This is a genomic window from Porphyrobacter sp. YT40, from assembly GCF_006542605.1.
In the GTDB taxonomy this organism is placed as follows: Bacteria; Pseudomonadota; Alphaproteobacteria; order Sphingomonadales; family Sphingomonadaceae; genus Erythrobacter.
Window position 1 is genome coordinate 3,119,142 of sequence record NZ_CP041222.1, and the last position, 15,974, is coordinate 3,135,115.

14 protein-coding genes and 1 tRNA gene are annotated in these 15,974 nt (G+C 67.3%); 9 read left to right on the plus strand and 6 right to left on the minus strand.

Annotated features, from left to right (window positions below; translation table 11 throughout):
• Positions 1 to 234 precede the first annotated feature (234 nt).
• Positions 235 to 1,140 (plus strand): OmpA family protein, encoded by a 906-nt coding sequence (locus E2E27_RS14700; protein ID WP_181443460.1) that lies wholly within the window; start codon positions 235 to 237, stop codon positions 1,138 to 1,140.
• Positions 1,141 to 1,182: 42 nt separating this feature from the next.
• Here the strand turns inward: E2E27_RS14700 and E2E27_RS14705 are convergent, their stop codons facing one another.
• Genes E2E27_RS14705 through E2E27_RS14720 form a run of 5 tightly spaced genes read right to left on the minus strand, consistent with a single transcriptional unit; the run spans position 1,183 to position 4,985 of the window.
• A complete protein-coding gene (locus E2E27_RS14705; protein WP_141460373.1) occupies positions 1,183 to 2,007 on the minus strand; it encodes a hypothetical protein in 825 nt (274 codons plus the stop codon).
• 9 nt (positions 2,008 to 2,016) lie between these two features.
• Positions 2,017 to 3,978 (minus strand): excinuclease ABC subunit UvrC, encoded by a 1,962-nt coding sequence (gene uvrC / locus E2E27_RS14710; protein WP_141460375.1) that lies wholly within the window; start codon positions 3,976 to 3,978, stop codon positions 2,017 to 2,019.
• A gap of 57 nt (positions 3,979 to 4,035) precedes the next feature.
• Complete coding sequence (locus E2E27_RS14715; RefSeq protein ID WP_181443461.1) at positions 4,036 to 4,443, minus strand: baeRF12 domain-containing protein; 408 nt, start codon at positions 4,441 to 4,443, stop codon at positions 4,036 to 4,038.
• A 10-nt stretch (positions 4,444 to 4,453) separates the two neighbouring features.
• The gene (locus E2E27_RS18800) at positions 4,454 to 4,777 is read right to left on the minus strand and encodes an HPF/RaiA family ribosome-associated protein (RefSeq protein ID WP_181443462.1); all 324 of its coding nucleotides are present in this window, start codon (positions 4,775 to 4,777) and stop codon (positions 4,454 to 4,456) included.
• Position 4,778: 1 nt separating this feature from the next.
• The gene (locus E2E27_RS14720; RefSeq protein ID WP_141460380.1) at positions 4,779 to 4,985 is read right to left on the minus strand and encodes a hypothetical protein; all 207 of its coding nucleotides are present in this window, start codon (positions 4,983 to 4,985) and stop codon (positions 4,779 to 4,781) included.
• Positions 4,986 to 5,163: 178 nt separating this feature from the next.
• Here E2E27_RS14720 and E2E27_RS14725 point away from each other — a divergent pair, with 178 nt between their 5' ends.
• Positions 5,164 to 6,357, plus strand: coding sequence for a BaiN/RdsA family NAD(P)/FAD-dependent oxidoreductase (locus E2E27_RS14725; protein ID WP_141460382.1), 1,194 nt, complete (start codon positions 5,164 to 5,166; stop codon positions 6,355 to 6,357).
• On the opposite strand, the gene E2E27_RS14730 is transcribed toward E2E27_RS14725, so the two are convergent.
• Positions 6,354 to 9,593 carry a porin family protein gene (locus E2E27_RS14730; protein ID WP_141460384.1) on the minus strand — a complete coding sequence of 1,080 codons (3,240 nt, stop codon included), beginning with the start codon at positions 9,591 to 9,593 and terminating at the stop codon, positions 6,354 to 6,356. The genes E2E27_RS14725 and E2E27_RS14730 overlap by 4 nt on opposite strands.
• Before the next feature lie 255 nt (positions 9,594 to 9,848).
• Between E2E27_RS14730 and infA the strand changes: the two genes are divergently transcribed.
• From infA to E2E27_RS14765, 7 genes are all read left to right on the plus strand, one after another.
• A complete protein-coding gene (gene infA, locus E2E27_RS14735; protein ID WP_007163491.1) occupies positions 9,849 to 10,094 on the plus strand; it encodes a translation initiation factor IF-1 in 246 nt (81 codons plus the stop codon).
• Between the two features lie 15 nt (positions 10,095 to 10,109).
• Positions 10,110 to 10,682: a Maf family protein gene (locus E2E27_RS14740; RefSeq protein ID WP_141461944.1), complete on the plus strand. Its 573-nt coding sequence runs from the start codon at positions 10,110 to 10,112 to the stop codon at positions 10,680 to 10,682.
• Entirely contained in the window at positions 10,675 to 11,631 is a 957-nt protein-coding gene (locus tag E2E27_RS14745; RefSeq protein ID WP_141461946.1) for an Rne/Rng family ribonuclease, read from the plus strand. The genes E2E27_RS14740 and E2E27_RS14745 overlap by 8 nt, the downstream gene beginning before the upstream one ends.
• Positions 11,628 to 11,807 carry a DNA gyrase inhibitor YacG gene (locus tag E2E27_RS14750; RefSeq protein ID WP_141460386.1) on the plus strand — a complete coding sequence of 60 codons (180 nt, stop codon included), beginning with the start codon at positions 11,628 to 11,630 and terminating at the stop codon, positions 11,805 to 11,807. The genes E2E27_RS14745 and E2E27_RS14750 overlap by 4 nt, the downstream gene beginning before the upstream one ends.
• A gap of 120 nt (positions 11,808 to 11,927) precedes the next feature.
• A tRNA-Phe gene (locus E2E27_RS14755) sits at positions 11,928 to 12,002 on the plus strand.
• A gap of 40 nt (positions 12,003 to 12,042) precedes the next feature.
• Positions 12,043 to 12,846, plus strand: a complete 804-nt coding sequence (purC, locus tag E2E27_RS14760) for a phosphoribosylaminoimidazolesuccinocarboxamide synthase (RefSeq protein ID WP_086608060.1) — start codon at positions 12,043 to 12,045, stop codon at positions 12,844 to 12,846.
• 87 nt (positions 12,847 to 12,933) lie between these two features.
• On the plus strand, positions 12,934 to 15,825 hold the full coding sequence (locus tag E2E27_RS14765; RefSeq protein WP_141460388.1) for a M16 family metallopeptidase: 2,892 nt from the start codon (positions 12,934 to 12,936) through the stop codon (positions 15,823 to 15,825).
• The last annotated feature ends 149 nt before the right edge of the window (positions 15,826 to 15,974 follow it).

The window sequence follows — 15,974 nt, forward strand, 5'->3', positions numbered from 1 at the left end:
TCTTGTTCCCTGGACAATGTCTCATGTGTCTCCAACAGGCCCGAACCTGAACGCGGGACGCTGCGCCCGGCGTCAACTCGTCGCATCCCATGCCCCGGTTGCCCCCTCCTGTGGGCACCGGGGCGTTGACGTTCACCTGCGAGCAAGGTGTTGCTGAACAACCACGCGTCACACCGAAATCAACAAGGGCCAGCATACGGGATCGCGGCCCATTTTCGCAGGAGTATTACCGTCGTGACCATCACCATTCGCAACTCGCGCAAGCTGGCGATTGCCGCCTTGCTGACCGCCACCGCCGCCACCGGCCTTGCCGCGCAGCAGACCATGCCGCCCGCCGAACAGGGCGGTGTGCTGACCACGGTCTATGGCTCGCTGCCGCCGCTCGCCGACATGACCGAAGGCCCCAAGGTGACCGGCATCATCTCGGCGCGTCAGGGCCAACGCCTGCAGGTGACCGCCAATGACGGCACCAACACCGTCATCACGCTCCACCCCGACACCGAAATCCGTACCCGTGGCGGCTTCCTCGGGATCGGCAACAAGACCTTTGATCAGAGCGCGCTGCTCAACGGGATGCCGGTGATCGTCAAGACCTCGCAATATGGCGAGGGTCTGGTCGCCAATGAAGTGCGCTTCACCAGCGACGATGCGCAGATCGCGCGGATGATCCGTGGCGGCACCCAGCAGCAGTTCGGCGAGCAGGGCGCGGCGATCAAGGCCAATGCCGCCGCCACCGAAGCGCTGCGCGGCCGCCTTGGCGATATCGACAAGTACAACCTCAAGAGCACCACCAACGTCTATTTCGACACCGGCAAATCGGTGCTCTCTCCGATGGCCAAGAACGAGCTGTGCGCCGCCGCGCAGCAGGCCGACGCCAACGAGAATTCGCTGATGCTGGTGCTCGGTTACACCGATTCCACCGGCTCGCAGGAAGTGAACCAGACGCTGTCGGAAAAGCGCGCTGCGGCGGTGGTCAACCACCTCCAGCAGGTGTGCAAGTGGAAGCCCTACCGGATGCTGACGCCGACCGGCATGGCGACCGCCGATCCGGCCGCGGACAACACCACCGCCGCGGGCCGCGCGCAGAACCGCCGCGTGTCGGTAAACGTGCTGGTGAGCAAGGCGCTCGACGGGCAGTAAGGGACATGGCTGCGGCGGCGCTCAGGCGTTGCCGCAGCCGTCTCACTGGATGGGCAGGACGCTTCCCATCTGCGTGTTGGGCTTGCCGCCCTCGGGATGCGGCAGGCCCAGCGCCGCATTGACGGCGCGGCGAACCGGATTGGTGCAGGTCGAGGGGCCCTGCGCGTAGTAGATCAACCCCTCGACCCGGCGCGTCTTGGCGTCGGGGTTGAGGATCACCTGCCCCGCCGTGCCGCCATTGCCGCCCTCGGCAATCGGGTCGCAGCGGCGCAGGGCAATCGACCCGTCCGCAGCCCGGTCGATCGCGGTGCAGACGAACGGCTCGTCGAACCGCAGGATGCGGGTGTTGCGCTGGTAGGAACCGCGCTCATCCGAGAGCACATGGCGGGGATCGCGCGGGGCAAGGTCGAGCGCGTCCGGCGCAACACTGATCGCCTCGGGCGGCTGGCCGAAATAGTCGGCGACCTGTGCGAAGATCGCCTCGCGGTAGGCGCCGCCTGCATACCACCGGTCGAAGCTGGCTGCGCTGGCAAAGGCGACGTCGGATCGCCACAGGACCGCGTTGCGCCAGCAGTCACCCAGACGCAGCGTCTTGTCCCGCTGCCGGTCGACCCTCGCGCCCTCGGGCAGGCCGAAAGCGGCGCTCACCAGCGCGACCTCGTCTTCGAAATAGTCGCCCTGACTGTCGAGATTGACCAGCAGTATGGGCAGACCGATGCAGGACAGGAAGCCGAGTATCGCCACCGCCTGCACCGGACGGCTGTACCAGATTGTCGCCGGGGTCAGTCGGTGGCCGAGAAAGATCAGCGCGACAATCGCGGCAGGCACACCGAACAGGGCAACAAGCGAGAAGGCGAACTGTGTCACCCCGCCGCTTTAGCCGCTCGAGTGATAGAAATCGTAAATCTGCCGCGCCACCGCCGCGCTGACCCCCGGCGCACGTTGCAGGTCTTCGAGCGCGGCCGCGCGCACCTTGCTCGCGGTGCCGAAGTGCAACAGCAGCGCGCGCTTGCGAGCCGGGCCGATACCGGGGATCTCGTCGAGCGGGCTCGCGGTGATCGCCTTGGAGCGCTTCGCCCGGTGCGCGCCGATGACGTAGCGGTGCACCTCGTCGCGCAGGTTCTGCAAGTGGAACAGCAGCGGAGAGTTCACCGGCAGCAGCTTCTCGCGCCCGTCGGGGAAGTGGAACACCTCGCGGCCCTCGCGCCCGTGATGCGGCCCCTTGGCGATGCCGATCACCGCCACCTCGTCGGCGATGCCGATCTCCTCGAGCACGCGCATCACGCTCGACAGCTGGCCCTTGCCACCGTCTATCAGGATGAGGTCGGGGAGGATGGTCTCGTGCCCGCCCGCCTTGGCCTCGGGATTGCCTTCGCCTTCCGCAAAGTTTCGGAAGCGCCGCGCCATCACCTCGCGCATCATCGCGAAGTCGTCGTTGCTCTGCGCCTCGCGGATGTTGAACTTGCGGTACTGGCCCTTCTCGAACCCGTCCGGCCCGGCCACCACCATCGCGCCGACCGCCTTGGTGCCCTGGATGTGGCTGTTGTCGTAAACCTCGATCCGCTGCGGGGGCGTGTCGAGTTCCAGAAACTCGGCGAGCTCGCGGTTGAGCTTGGCCTTGGTGCCGGTCTCCGCCAGCCGCCGCTCCAGCGCCTCGACCGCGTTGCGCTGCGCCTGCGCCATCAGCTTGCGCCGGTCGCCGCGCTCGGGGACGGAGATGCGCACCTTGCGCCCCGCAAGCTCGGATAGCGCGGCCTCGATCAGTTCGCATTCGGGCAGATCGCGGTCGACCAGCACGGTGGGCGGCGGCGGCACCTCCTCGTAGAATTGCAGCATCACATCGGCGAGCACCTGCGCTTCGTCGACGTCCGCCGTGTGGCGCGGGAAGAGCGCACGGTGGCCCCAGTTCTGGCCGCCGCGAATGAAAAAGGACTGGACGCTCATCTGCCCGTTCTTGGCCGCCAGCGCGAAGACATCGGCATCGCCCAGACCTTGGGCATTGATCGCCTGCGAGCCTTGAATAAAAGTCGCCGCGCGCAGCCGGTCGCGCAGCATCGCCGCGGTCTCGAAATCGAGGTTCTGCGCCGCATCTGCCATCTGCCGCTCGAGATCGGCCTGCACCGCGCCCGACTTGCCCGAGAGGAAGTCCTTCGCTTGCCGAACCAGCGCGTCATAGCCCGGCTCGTCGATCCTCCCGACACAAGGCGCCGAGCAGCGCTTGATCTGGTAGAGCAGGCACGGCCGGTCGCGGTTGTTGAAGAAGCTGTCGGTGCAGGATCGCAGCAAGAACAGTTTTTGTAGCGCATTGAGCGTCGTATTGACGCTCCCGGCGCTGGCGAACGGGCCGTAATAATTGCCCTTCGCCCGCCGCGCGCCGCGGTGCTTCTGGATGCGCGGGAAGGCATGATCGGCGCGCAGCAGGATGAAGGGGAAGCTCTTGTCGTCGCGCAGCAGCACGTTGAACGGGGGGCGGAAGCGCTTGATCAGCTGCGCTTCCAAGAGCAGCGCCTCGGCCTCGGAATTGGTGGTGATGATCTCCATCGAGCGGGTTTGGCTAACCATGCGCTGGAGCCGCCCGGAAAGCTGCGCGATCTGGGTGTAGTTCGCCACCCGCGCCTTCAGCGAGCGCGCCTTGCCGACATAGAGCACCTCGCCGCGCGCATCGAGCATCCGGTAGACGCCCGGCCTCGGCTTCAGCACCTTCACCGTCTCGCGGATCGCCTTCACCCCCGCTTCGAGATCGGGCTGCGCGCTGGACACGGTATAGGCGGCGCGCTCCTCGTTGAAGCGCTCCGCGCCGCGCGGATCGTGGGGGGTGCCTGCGGGGGTTCGGGCCATGGCAGCCAGATAGGGACTGCACCGCCCGCTTGGCAATTCCCCCGCAGGCGGTTTCCGTCAGGCCGCGACGATCGCCTGTGCGATATCGTCGATCGGCTGGTTGGTCATCTCCTTGCCGATCTCGCCCAGCAGCCGCTGTTCGAGTTCGACATGATAGTGCCGCCGCAATTCGCCCAGCGAGCGCTTATCGGCGACCACGATCAAATTCTCGATCTGGTTGGTCTTGGCCTGATGGTTCATCCACTCCGCCGCCGCCGCGACATGCGCGCCTTCTTCCAAGGCGCTGTCGCCGCTCTGGCCCGAAGTGATCGAGTGGCGCTGGTTGCCCTGACTGTAATTGGTCGGATCGAGTTCGGGCGTGTCGATCATTTCCAGCTGCGGATGAACTGCATCGCCGCTGTTGTGGAGCCACAAGAAACGCTCGCCATCGAGCACTGCGACATGGGTTCCGCCGGGTATCTTCATGGGGATTCTCCTATTTGCGGTGACGGTCGGCCTTGCCGAACACGGTATCGAGCCGGGTGACGAGCGTGCCGAGCGCGGAATTGACCGCGTCCATCGGCTTTTCGCCGCGTTCGGCGACGAAGATCGGATCGCCATTCTTGGGGCGCGCTTCGAGCCGCGCCTCGATCCCGTCCGGACGGTTGCTGTCACCATCGACATCGCGGACGTGAACTTCGATGGTGGTCAGGCGCTCGCCGAAGCGCGCGTCGAGCCGCTCGGTCAAGCGATCCTCGACTGCCTGCGCCATGTCGGCCGAGCCTGCGGTGGCATTGTCGGTGTTGAAACGAATGTCCATGTCAGCGCACCTTCCGGCTGCGTTCGAGCACCGGGCGATGGCCTTCCGCATCGAGCGCGCCCATCACGGGCTCTTCGCGCGAGCGGTCGCTGATCGGGCCTTCGCCCGCGGTCTTTTCCTGATGCTCGAGATGCTGCTGCGTGGGCGCGTTCTCGCTCTTCAGCGCCATAGCCATCTCGGCAATGTCCTTCTGGGTGGTGTCGGTCACGGGGACGTCCTCTCCTGCTTGGTGTGGGGGGCCGCGCGGGGCGGCCTGTCAGAAGAAACAAGGGGATGAGGCGGGCGTTGTTCCATTCGCCCGCCCGATTGGCGGCAGGCCGAGGGGCCGTGTGAGACGGGTCGCGGCAGCGATTGGCAATCGCGCCGCACGCGCCTATCGCGCCTCCATGGAGCATAGCGACGTCATCATCCTCGGCGCAGGCGCGGCCGGGCTGTTCTGCGCCGGACAGGCGGGGCAGCGCGGGCTGAATGTGGCGCTGCTCGAGAAGGCCGAGGCGCCAGGCAAGAAGATCCTGATCTCGGGCGGGGGGCGCTGCAACTTCACCAACCTCGGCGCGGGGCCGGGCAATTACCTTTCGGCCAACCCCCACTTCGCCAAGAGCGCGCTGGCCCGCTACACCCCGGCAGATTTCATCGCGCTGGTCGAGCGTTACGGGATCGCGTGGCATGAAAAGACGCTGGGCCAGCTGTTCTGTGACGGATCGGCAAAGCAGATCGTGGCGATGCTGCTGGAGGAATGCCCGCCAGAGCAGGTGACGCTCACCTGCGGGGTGGAGATCGCCGGCGTCGCACGCGGGGAGGATAGCAGCTTCACCGTCACCGCCGCCGATGGCCGCGCATGGGGCGCACCGGCGCTGGTAATCGCCACGGGCGGGCCGTCGATCCCCAAGATGGGCGCGAGCGACTTTGCCTTCCGGCTGGCGCGGCAGTTCGGCCTGAAAGTCGTCGAGCCGCGCCCTGCCCTCGTGCCGTTGACGCTGGGGGGAGAGGATGCGCTGTTCCGCGACCTGTCGGGCGTTGCCGCGCCGGTTCGCGCGCGGGCGGGCAAGACCGAATTTGCCGAGGCAGCGCTGTTCACGCACAAGGGGCTGTCCGGCCCGGCGATCCTTCAGGTGTCGAGTTACTGGCGGCACGGCGAAGAGGTCGGCATCACCTTCCTCCCGGAGGCCGCGAGCGACTGGCTGCTCGAAGCCAAGCGCGACCGGCCCCGCACCCACCTGCGCACCCTGCTGCGCGAGCGCCTTCCCGCAAGGCTGGCCGACGCGCTGGCCGACCGGCTGGGGCTGGAGCGCGAGCTCGGCAACGTCTCCGACAAGGATTTGCGCACCGCACAGGCGAGGCTTGCCGACTGGCGCTTCGCCCCCAACGGCACCGAGGGCTATGCCAAGGCCGAAGTCACCGCGGGCGGAATCGCCACGGCGGAGCTTTCAAGCCGCACGATGGAGGCGGCGAAGGTGCCCGGCCTCTATGCCATCGGCGAGGCGGTGGATGTCACCGGCTGGCTCGGCGGCTACAACTTCCAGTGGGCCTGGGCGAGCGGCTTTGCCTGCGCCGAGGCGCTCGCCCAGTCTCGATCCTAGAACAACTTCCGCAAATCGATACCGAGATACAGCCCCAGCGGGTCGATCACGAAGGGCTGGTAGTTGATCGGCGTTTCGCCGTTGCCATCCCGAACCCGTCGCTGCGCGTCGAAGAGGTTGTCGGCGACGAGGCTGACGCGGAAATCCTTCAGGAAGCCCTCGTTCTTGCCCGTCACTTCGCCCATGTTGGCGAAGATGCGCAGATTGAAGGTGACGATGTCGTCGAAGAACAGATCGCTGGTGCCGACCGCGCCGTCGAGCCGGGTTTTGCCGGTGTAGATGCCCGACAGACGGAAGCCGACGCCCTTGCCGAACAGGCCCGCTTCGAGCCGGCTGGAATGGCGCGGCAGGCCGAAGGCGCCGGTGGCCTCGCCATCGAGCTGGTCGAGCGGGGCGATGCCGGGGGCGATCAGGATCTCGTTGGCGAGCTCGATCGTGTGGGTCAGGTTGGCGAAGTAACGCCAGCCCTGGAACTGCCGCCCACCCAGCGGATTGAAGGCCGGCCCGCCCGCGGGTGCGCCGCCGCCACCTGCCGCCGGAGGCCCGCCCGCGCCCTGCCCTGCGGGAGCTGCCGCGCAGAAGCGCTGCTGGAACTGCGCCAGCGCTTCGGGCGGGATCGTGCCGTCGGGACGGCGCGAGCGGTCGATCGCCATCTTGATGAAGGCGGGATCGACGCCGGGAAGCTCGGCCGAGACATCCTCGCCGCGCTCGATCTTCGCGATCAGCTCGGCGATCACCGTGGTGCCCTCGGGACCGCAGGCGCGCTCGCGGAAGGCGGCGAGCTGCGGCGGAACCTCGGCGGGAGCCCCACCTTGGCCACCACCACCCGGCCCGCGCCCCGCGCCCATCATCGCCGGGTCGATGCTGCAAATGCGGGTGCGGAACTGCGCGAGGCGTGCGGGATCGACCGTGCCGTCCTCCCCGCGAACCCGCGCCAGCATTGGCGCGAGACGGGCGGGGTCGATACCGGGGAATTCGGCGGAAATGTCCGCGCCGCTGTCGATCGCGGCGACCAGCCGTTCGAGGAAGGCCTGCCCGTCATCGGCGCACAGCCGGGTGCGGAAGGCCATGAATTGCTCGCGCTGCTCGGGCGTAGGGGCGGCGCCGCCGCCAAACATCCCGCCGCCGGACCGTCCGCCCGCAGACGGAGTCGCCGCCGGGCCGGTCGTGGGCGGAGCGGGCTGCGCGGCCGGAGCACCGCCACCACCGCCGCCACCGCCGCCACCGAAGCGCCCGCGGCCGCCGCCGGGGCCGCCTTCGCCCTCGGCAGGCGCGCCGATGCTGCCATTGGTCGAGAGCGTGAATTGCACCCGGTCCGCCTTGGTCCGCGCAAAGCTGACCGAGCGCCGGTCAACCGCGATCAGCCGTCCATCGGCATCGCGCGTGACCCGCCCCGGAAAGGCCGCTTCGATCTCGGAAGTGATCTGCGGAAAGCCGCTCACCACGTTGTCCGAACGGTTGCGGATGTAGTCCACCGAAAACCGGGTGTTGTCGATGAAGGGCAGCTCCCAATTGGCCGAGAACTTCCAGTCGCGCTGGGTCTCCGCCGGGAGGTCCGGGTTGCCACCGGTGGTGACATCGGCCAGCACCGTTTCCCCGCGCACGAAATCGAACACCGGCACGTTGAAATTGACGATCTGCGGATTGCCCAGCGCGGCCAGCCCCGGCGCGACTTCGCGCCAGATGTAGGTCGCCGACAGGTCGAGCCCGTCGACCGGCTGCCAGGTGATCCCGGCGTTCCAGTCACCCAGCACGCCGAAATCGCTGAGATCCTCGACCCCGGCCTGCAGGTTGAGCGTGAAGCTGCCCAGCGCATCGAGGAATTCCTCGCGGCGGCTGGTGAGCGGCACGACCACATTGGCACCGGTCGAAAGCCGGCGGCGGGTCAGCTCGACCTCCTGATCAGAACGCGTATCGGCGCTTTCGATGCGCTGCCAGTCGAGCCCGACATCGAAGGTCGCCAGCACCTCGCCGGCGGGCAGATTGCCGAGCGGGCCTTGCAGCGTGGTGAGCGTGCTGCCGTTGAGCGAGCGGCTGCGCGCGACATCGAAGCCGTTGTCGGTCATGCTCGGCAGCGGGCCGTCCAACGCCAGCGTGCCCGCCAGCGCCGCGTCTTCGAACACTTGCAGCTGGGCCGCAGTCAGGCGGCGGTCGATCTCGGTCTCGGTCTCGGAAAGCGACCCGTCGAAGGTGCTGGTGAGACGGAAGGCATTGACCGACTTGGTGAGCGATCCGGCGGTCGAAATCGTGTCGGTCGAGCTGCGGCGCGCCAGCGGGGTATCGGCGCCAAAGGTGCGCAGCGTGCCTTCCTCGTCCGCCGGATCGGCGCGCAGCACGACGGTGTTGAGCCCGTCGAGGCTGCGGCTTTCGTTGCGGTTGTAGTTGAGATTGGCGCTGAGCGACGTGCCGCTGTCGATGATCGCCTTGGCCCAAGAAAGGTTGCCCTCGAGCCCGAAGGTGTCGGCGAGGAGGCTGCGATACTGCGCCGGGTTTGGATCGCCCGCGACATCGGAGACCGAACCTTCGGTCTGGCGGATGTTGCGCTCGTCCTCGGTCAGCAGGCTGGTGTCCTGCACTTCGATATTGGCGTTGATGCGCCCGCCATCGGCAATCTTGAGGATGCCGAATTGCTGCTCGTTGCGGGCATAGCCCCCGCGCGAGGGGCCTTCATATTCGAGATCGACCTGCCGGTTCGAATAATTGTCCTTGAGGATCAGGTTGATCACCCGGCGATCGGGCGGAAATCCGAAGCGCTGGGCGACCTCTTCCGGAAACACCTCGACCCGCGCGAGGGCTTCGGGCGGGTAATTGGCGAACTCGCGGAAAGAGCCGATGCGGATACCGTTGACGAGGATCACGGGCCGGTCGCCGCCGCCGCGCCCGCGGGCCGATCCGGTCCGCGCGCTGATCTGGGCGATGAGATCGGTGATCGAGGTCACGCCCTCGGCGGCGATCGCCTCCTCGTCGAGTTGCAGCAGCGGGGCCTGCTCCACATACAGCTGCCCGCGCAGCCGCCCGGAGCGCACGATGATTTCCTGGCTCGCCGCCGGAATCACATCGCTGGCGGTTTCGGGCTCTTCCTCCTCCGCAGGCAGGCTGGCTGGCTCGGGCTGCGGCTGCGCGGCCGCAGCGGCGGCTGGTGCGGGCGCCGAAAATGCAGGCGCCGTAAACAGCGACAGGGCAAGAGCACAGGTGCCAGCGCGCAAGGCAGCGCGGGAGAGCGGGGAGAGGTTCATCGAGTCCCTTTGTTTACAGTGTGTTACATGGCCGGGCAGCTTGTCGTCGCCGCCGTCTGGCCGGTGTGTTACGCCTTGCGCCGTGACCCGGACGCATTCTTGCAAGTCAAAGGGCGCCCCGGCAGAAAACTGCCCGGACGCCCGGCTTTCCAGACCCGTAACGCACGAGCCTTCCCTTTTGGTTCCCGCATCGCTAAAGCGCAGCCCCGCATCGACGGACGTATTGTGCGTTCGCGGAACAGACGAAGGAATTACATGGCCAAGGAAGAACTCCTCGAAATGCGCGGGCGCGTGGTTGAGTTGCTGCCCAATGCGATGTTCCGGGTGGAGCTTGAAAACGGCCATGAAGTGCTCGGCCACACGGCAGGCAAGATGCGCAAGAACCGCATCCGCGTGCTGGTGGGCGACGAAGTGTTGTGCGAACTGACGCCTTACGATCTCACCAAGGCGCGCATCACCTACCGCTTCATGCCGGGTCGCGGCGGCCCCGGCCCGCAGTAAATGCCGGCGGCCCGGATGGGCGCGCTTCACCTGACACTGGCCTCGGCCTCGCCCCGGCGGCGCGAATTGCTCGCGCGGCTGGGCTGTGCGCCCGATGCCGTCACCCCCGCCGATATCGACGAAACTCCGCTCAAGGGTGAGCTGCCCCGCGCCTATGCCCTGCGCATGGGCCGCGAGAAGGCGCTCGCGGTGGACTCGCCCGGCTTTGTGCTGGCGGGCGATACTGTGGTCGCGGTGGGGCGGCGCATCCTGCCCAAGACCGAAACCGAAGCCGAAGCGCGCGCTTGTCTCGACCTGGTGAGCGGACGGCGGCACCAGGTGCTCACCAGCGTGGTGCTGCGCGCACCCGATGGGACTTTGCGCGAGCGGCTGAGCGAGACGGTTGTCTGCTTCAAGCGACTCAGCGCGCAGGAAATCGCCGATTACATCGCGGGCGGTGACTGGCGAGGCAAGGCGGGCGGCTATGCGATCCAGGGCGCGGCTGAGGGGCTGATCCAGTGGATCCGGGGCAGCCATTCGGGCGTGATAGGGCTGCCGCTCTACGAGACACGCGCCCTGCTCAAGGCGGCGGGGTTTGCGATTGCCTGAGTGGCTGATCGAGGAAGGGATCGGGGAGACCCGCGCCCTGCTGGTCGAGGGCGAGCGCGTGCTCGCGGCAAAGGTCAGGTGGCCGGGTGAGCTGACCGCAGGCGCGCGGGTGACGGGCCAGCTCACCACCAAACTCAGGGGCAGCCGGCGCGGGGTCGCGCTGCTGGATGACGGGCGCGAGGCGCTGGTCGATCACCTCCCGCCAAGCGTCACCGAAGGCCAGAGCCTCGATCTCGTGATCACCCGCGCCGCCCTTGCCGAACGCGGGAGGTTCAAGCGGGCGCAGGCGCGGGTGGCGGCAGCCGACGCGCCCTCCCCCGCCTCGGGCTGGCCCGAAGGCCGCATCGTCCGCCGCTTGCCCGCCGGAATGTGGGAAGAGGTGTGGCACGCCGCCTCGTCGGCCAGCCTCGACATTCCCAGCGGCGAGATCCTCGTCAGCGTCACCCCGGCGATGACCGTGATCGACATCGACGGTGTTGGCACCCCGCGCGAGGTTGCGCTCGCCGCGGTTCCGGCCATCGCCCGGGCGCTGGCGTGGTTTGGCCTTGGCGGCAATATCGGGATCGACTTTCCGACGCTCCAGACAAAGGACGATCGCCGCGCGGTCGACGATGCCTTGGGCGCGGCGCTCGCAGGCTGGCCGCACGAGCGCACCGCGATGAATGGCTTCGGCTTCGTCCAATTGGTCGCGCGGCTGGAGGGACCCTCGCTGCTGCACCGATTCGCCACGTCGCGGGTCGGGTTGTGCGCGCGCCTCGCTCTGCGGATCGCGGAGCAGGCCGAAGGGCATGGCCCGGTGCTGGAACTGCGAGTCCATCCCGCGCTCAAGGCCAAGCTCAAGCCGCAATGGCTCGACGAACTCGCCCGGCGGACGGGCCGCACCGTGCGGCTAGAAACCGATCCCGGCCTTGCGCTCGAAGCGCCCAGTGCCCAGATCGTGGCGGCATGACCAACAAGCCCTGCCCGATCTGCCGCAAGCCGCGCCATCCCGATCACCACCCCTTCTGCTCGCAGCGCTGCCGGGACCGCGATCTGGCCCGCTGGTTCTCCGATTCCTACGCCGTCCCCGGCCCTCCGGCAGATCCGGAGGAGATCGCGCAGGAAAGCTGGCGTGAGCAGGATTGAGGCTGCGTGCAATAATCCGGCGGCGCGGCCATAAAAGCCCCTTGCCAACCCCACTCGCCTTCGCCATAGGGCCGCTCTCATTTGCTCGCCGGGCCACAGAGCCCGTCGCTCGCAGCGAATGCCCGAGTAGCTCAGGGGTAGAGCAGCGGATTGAAAATCCGCGTGTCGGTGGTTCAAATCCGCCCTCGGGCACCATTCGCTGAAAAGGGGCCGAGCGCCCAAAGGGAAAGTGCCAATGTCCCGCCGCACCAAGCTCTACGAAGGCAAGGCCAAGATCCTCTACGAGGGGCCCGAACCCGGCACGCTGATCCAGTATTTCAAGGACGATGCCACCGCCTTCAACGCGGAAAAGAAGGGCACGATCAACGGCAAGGGCGTGATCAACAATCGCATCAGCGAGCATGTGTTCACCCGCCTCGCCCATATCGGCATCCCCACCCACTTCATCCGCCGCCTCAACATGCGCGAGCAGCTGATCCGGCAGGTCGAGATCATCCCGCTCGAAGTGGTGGTGCGCAATGTCGCGGCCGGTTCGATCAGCAAGCGCCTCGGGATCGAGGAAGGCGAGCCGCTGCCGCACACGCTGATCGAATATTACTACAAGGACGATGCGCTGGGCGATCCGCTGGTGGCCGAAGAGCACATCGCCTGCTTCAACTGGTGCAGCCATGAAGAGATGCACGACATCTCGTCTATGGCGATCCGCATCAACGATTTCCTGTGCGGGATGTTCGCCGCGATCGATATCCGGCTGGTGGACTTCAAGCTCGAATTCGGGCGGCTTTACGATGGCGATTACAGCCGCGTGATTCTCGCCGACGAGATCAGCCCCGATGGCTGCCGGTTGTGGGACATGGCGACCGGCGAAAAGCTCGACAAGGACCGCTTCCGCCGCGATCTGGGCGGCGAGGAAGAGGCCTACCGCGAAGTCGCCCGCCGCCTCGGCCTGCTGAACGGCGAGGACAATGGGCCGGGCGAGGTATTCGACCTGTCCCACGCTCGCTCGCGCCTGCGCGGGCCGCCGCCGATCAAGAAGTAGCGCCGGGCAACAAATAGGCTGACAGCCCGGTTTCAGCCGCTAGTCTCTCAGGTAACGCCAATGGCCCGAGAGAGACGTCTGATATCCATGCGGAATTTTGCCCTTGCCGCCAGCCTGATGCTGGCCCTGTCGCCGCTTGCCTTCACCACCGCTCTGGCCGCGCAGGATGCGCCCGCCGCCGAAGCCCCCGTCGCCGCCGCCGCCACTAAGGCTCCTGACCCGGTCTGGGCCTTCGAGACCAGCGATGTGCCGGTCGATCCCGGCTACACCTTCGGCCAGCTTCCCAACGGGATGCGCTACGTCATCCGCCAGAACGCGACGCCTGCGGGCACAGCGCTGGTGCGGATGCGGATCGATTCGGGCGCGCTGGAGGAGACGGACAGCGAGCGCGGGCTGTCCCACTATCTGGAACACATGGCCTTCAACGGCTCGAAAGGCATCCCCGAGGGCGAGATGATCAAGCTGCTCGAACGTGAGGGGCTGGCCTTCGGCGCGGACACCAATGCCTCGACCGGCTTCGATGCCATCACCTACATGCTCAACCTGCCCCGCAATGACGAAGCGCTGCTCGGCACCGCGCTGATGCTGATGCGGGAGACCGCGAGCGAGCTGACGATTTCCGAAGATGCGGTGGCGCGCGAGCGCGGGGTTATTCTTGCCGAGCGGCGTGACCGTGCGGGCTTCCAGCTGCGCAACTACGAGGACAACGCCGCCTTCATCGCCCCCGGTGCGCGCTATACCGAGCGCCTGCCGATCGGCACCGCCGAGGTGCTGGAGAACGCCACCGCCGCGCAGATCCGCGCGCTTTATGAACGCACCTATCGTCCGGCCAACACCGTGCTGGTGGTGGTCGGCGACTTCCCGGTCCCGGTGGTCGAGGCCGCGATCCGCGAACGCTTTGCCAGCTGGGCACCCGCCCCTGCCCCTGCCGAACCCGAAGCCGGGCCGATCGACACCAGCGCCAAGGGCCTGACCGACATCCACATCGACCCCGCCCTGCCCGAAACCGTCACCATCAGCCGCCTCTCCCCGTGGCGTGACGATCCCGACACGATCGCCACCCGCCGCGCCGATGCGCTGCGCAGCCTCGGCTATGCGATCATCAACCGCCGCCTCGCCCGGCTTGCACGCGGGGCAGACGCGCCGTTTCGGGTCGCGAGCTTCGGCACCGGTGACATCTTCGAGGATGCGCGGATCACTAGCCTCAGCGTCAGCACTGCCGATGGCGAGTGGAACAAGGGCGTCCTCGCCGCCGTGCGCGAAGTCAATCAGGCGATGACGTTCGGCTTCACGCAGGCCGAGGTCGACGAACAGCTCGCCAATCTGCGCACCGCGCTGGAGAATGCGGCCAAATCCGCCGACACGCGCGGCAACAATGTCTTCGTGGGCGCCGCGCTGGCGCTGGCGGGGGACGAGCGCGTGCCGGTCACGCCCGAATGGCAGTTGGCCGAGTTCGAGCGGCTCGCCCCCGAAATGACCCCGCAGGCGCTGTGGGAGGCGGTGCGGGAGGATGCCGCGCCGCTGGAAGAGCCGCTGATCCGCTTCACCGGCCGCACCGCGCCCGAGGGCGGCGAGGTCGCGCTGCGCAGCGCATTCGGCGAAGGTATGGCGCTCGCCATCACCGCGCCGGTCGACAATGGCCCGCTCGCCTTCGCCTATACCGATTTCGGCACGCCGGGCACGGTTGTGAGCGACACGGTGGAAGAACGCCTCGGCATCCGCCGCATCGTCTTCGACAATGGCGTGCGGCTGAACCTCAAGCGCACCGATGTGCGCAAGGATCGGATCGCGGTGAGCTTCGCGCTCGATGGCGGCGATCTGATGAACACCCGCGATGCGCCGCTGCGCGCCTATCTGGCGAGCACGCTGCCCTCGGGCGGCCTCGGCAAGCACAGTCAGGACGAGATCGCCAGCGTGCTCGCCGGGCGAAGTGTCAGCTTCGATCTCAATAGCAGCGCCGATGCCTTTACTGCCTCGGCTGTCACCACCCCGCGCGATCTGCTGCTGCAATTGCAGGTGCTGGCCGCGACGCTGACCGATCCAGGTTACCGGCCCGAAGGGGTTGAGCGGTTCCGCAAGAACATCGACAACTTCTTCAACACGCTCGATTCCACTCCGGGCCGCGCATTGTCCTCGGCCAGCGGAGCGATCCTGTCCGACGATGACCCGCGCTTCAGCCTGCAACCGCGCGAGGCCTTTTTCGCGCTCGACTACGAAGCCCTGCGCAACGCGATCGGCGACCGGCTGGCCGAGGGTGCGATCGAGATCGCGCTTGCGGGCGATCTCGATGAAGACGCTGCCATCGCCGCTGTCGCCGCCACGCTCGGCGCGCTGCCGCAGCGCGAGGCAGCCTTCAACCCGCGTACCGAAAACCGCGACCGCAGCTTCACCGCGACGCGCGGCAAGCGGGTGCTGACCCACAAGGGCGAGGCCGATCAGGCTCTGCTGCAATGGTATTGGCCGACCACCGACGACAGCGACCTTGGCGAGACCCTGCGGCTCGATCTGCTGTCGCGCATCGTCCGGCTGGAACTGACCGACCGGCTGCGCGAGGAATTGGGGCAGGCCTATTCCCCATCGGCGGGTTCGCAGCCGAGCCATTACTATCCCGGCTACGGCGTGTTCATCATCTCCGCCTCGGTCGCGGTCGATCAGATCGAGCCGAGCCGCGCGGCCTTGCAGGGCCTGATTGCCGATCTGCGCAAGGGCCCGCTGGATGCCGACGTGATCGAGCGGGCGCGCAAGCCCTATCTCGAGGATTACAGCAATGTTCTGAAGGACCTGAGCGGCTGGATCGGGCTCGCATCGCGCGCGCAGAGCGAGCCGGCAAGGTTGGATCGCTTTGTCGCGACGCCCGACGTCCTGCGTGCCATCACACCAGAAGACATCCACCAGACCGCGCTCAAATACCTCGATCCCGATGGCGCGGTGGCCTTCACCGTGGTCCCCGAAGCGGCGGCAGGGACTGCTGCCGAGTAATACCAATGCGCGATGAGCCGCGTTCATCGCGCATTGGTTAAGCCCGTGCGGCGCTTGAGCATATCCAGCGCGCGATGGGTCAGCATCTTGGCGCGCTGGCAAGAAACGCAAAGAAAAAGCCGGCAGGTCGCCCCCTGCCGGCTTTCCCC

Bases quoted from the DNA above. Each gene is read 5' to 3' on its own strand.
- E2E27_RS14750 (WP_141460386.1), top strand. From the start codon at position 11,628: ATGACCAACAAGCCCTGCCCGATCTGCCGCAAGCCGCGCCATCCCGAT.
- E2E27_RS18800 (WP_181443462.1), bottom strand. From the start codon at position 4,777: ATGGACATTCGTTTCAACACCGACAATGCCACCGCAGGCTCGGCCGAC.
- infA (WP_007163491.1), top strand. From the start codon at position 9,849: ATGGCCAAGGAAGAACTCCTCGAAATGCGCGGGCGCGTGGTTGAGTTG.
- E2E27_RS14730 (WP_141460384.1), bottom strand. From the start codon at position 9,593: ATGAACCTCTCCCCGCTCTCCCGCGCTGCCTTGCGCGCTGGCACCTGT.
- uvrC (WP_141460375.1), bottom strand. From the start codon at position 3,978: ATGGCCCGAACCCCCGCAGGCACCCCCCACGATCCGCGCGGCGCGGAG.
- E2E27_RS14725 (WP_141460382.1), top strand. From the start codon at position 5,164: ATGGAGCATAGCGACGTCATCATCCTCGGCGCAGGCGCGGCCGGGCTG.
- E2E27_RS14715 (WP_181443461.1), bottom strand. From the start codon at position 4,443: ATGAAGATACCCGGCGGAACCCATGTCGCAGTGCTCGATGGCGAGCGT.
- purC (WP_086608060.1), top strand. From the start codon at position 12,043: ATGTCCCGCCGCACCAAGCTCTACGAAGGCAAGGCCAAGATCCTCTAC.
- E2E27_RS14740 (WP_141461944.1), top strand. From the start codon at position 10,110: ATGGGCGCGCTTCACCTGACACTGGCCTCGGCCTCGCCCCGGCGGCGC.
- E2E27_RS14765 (WP_141460388.1), top strand. From the start codon at position 12,934: ATGCGGAATTTTGCCCTTGCCGCCAGCCTGATGCTGGCCCTGTCGCCG.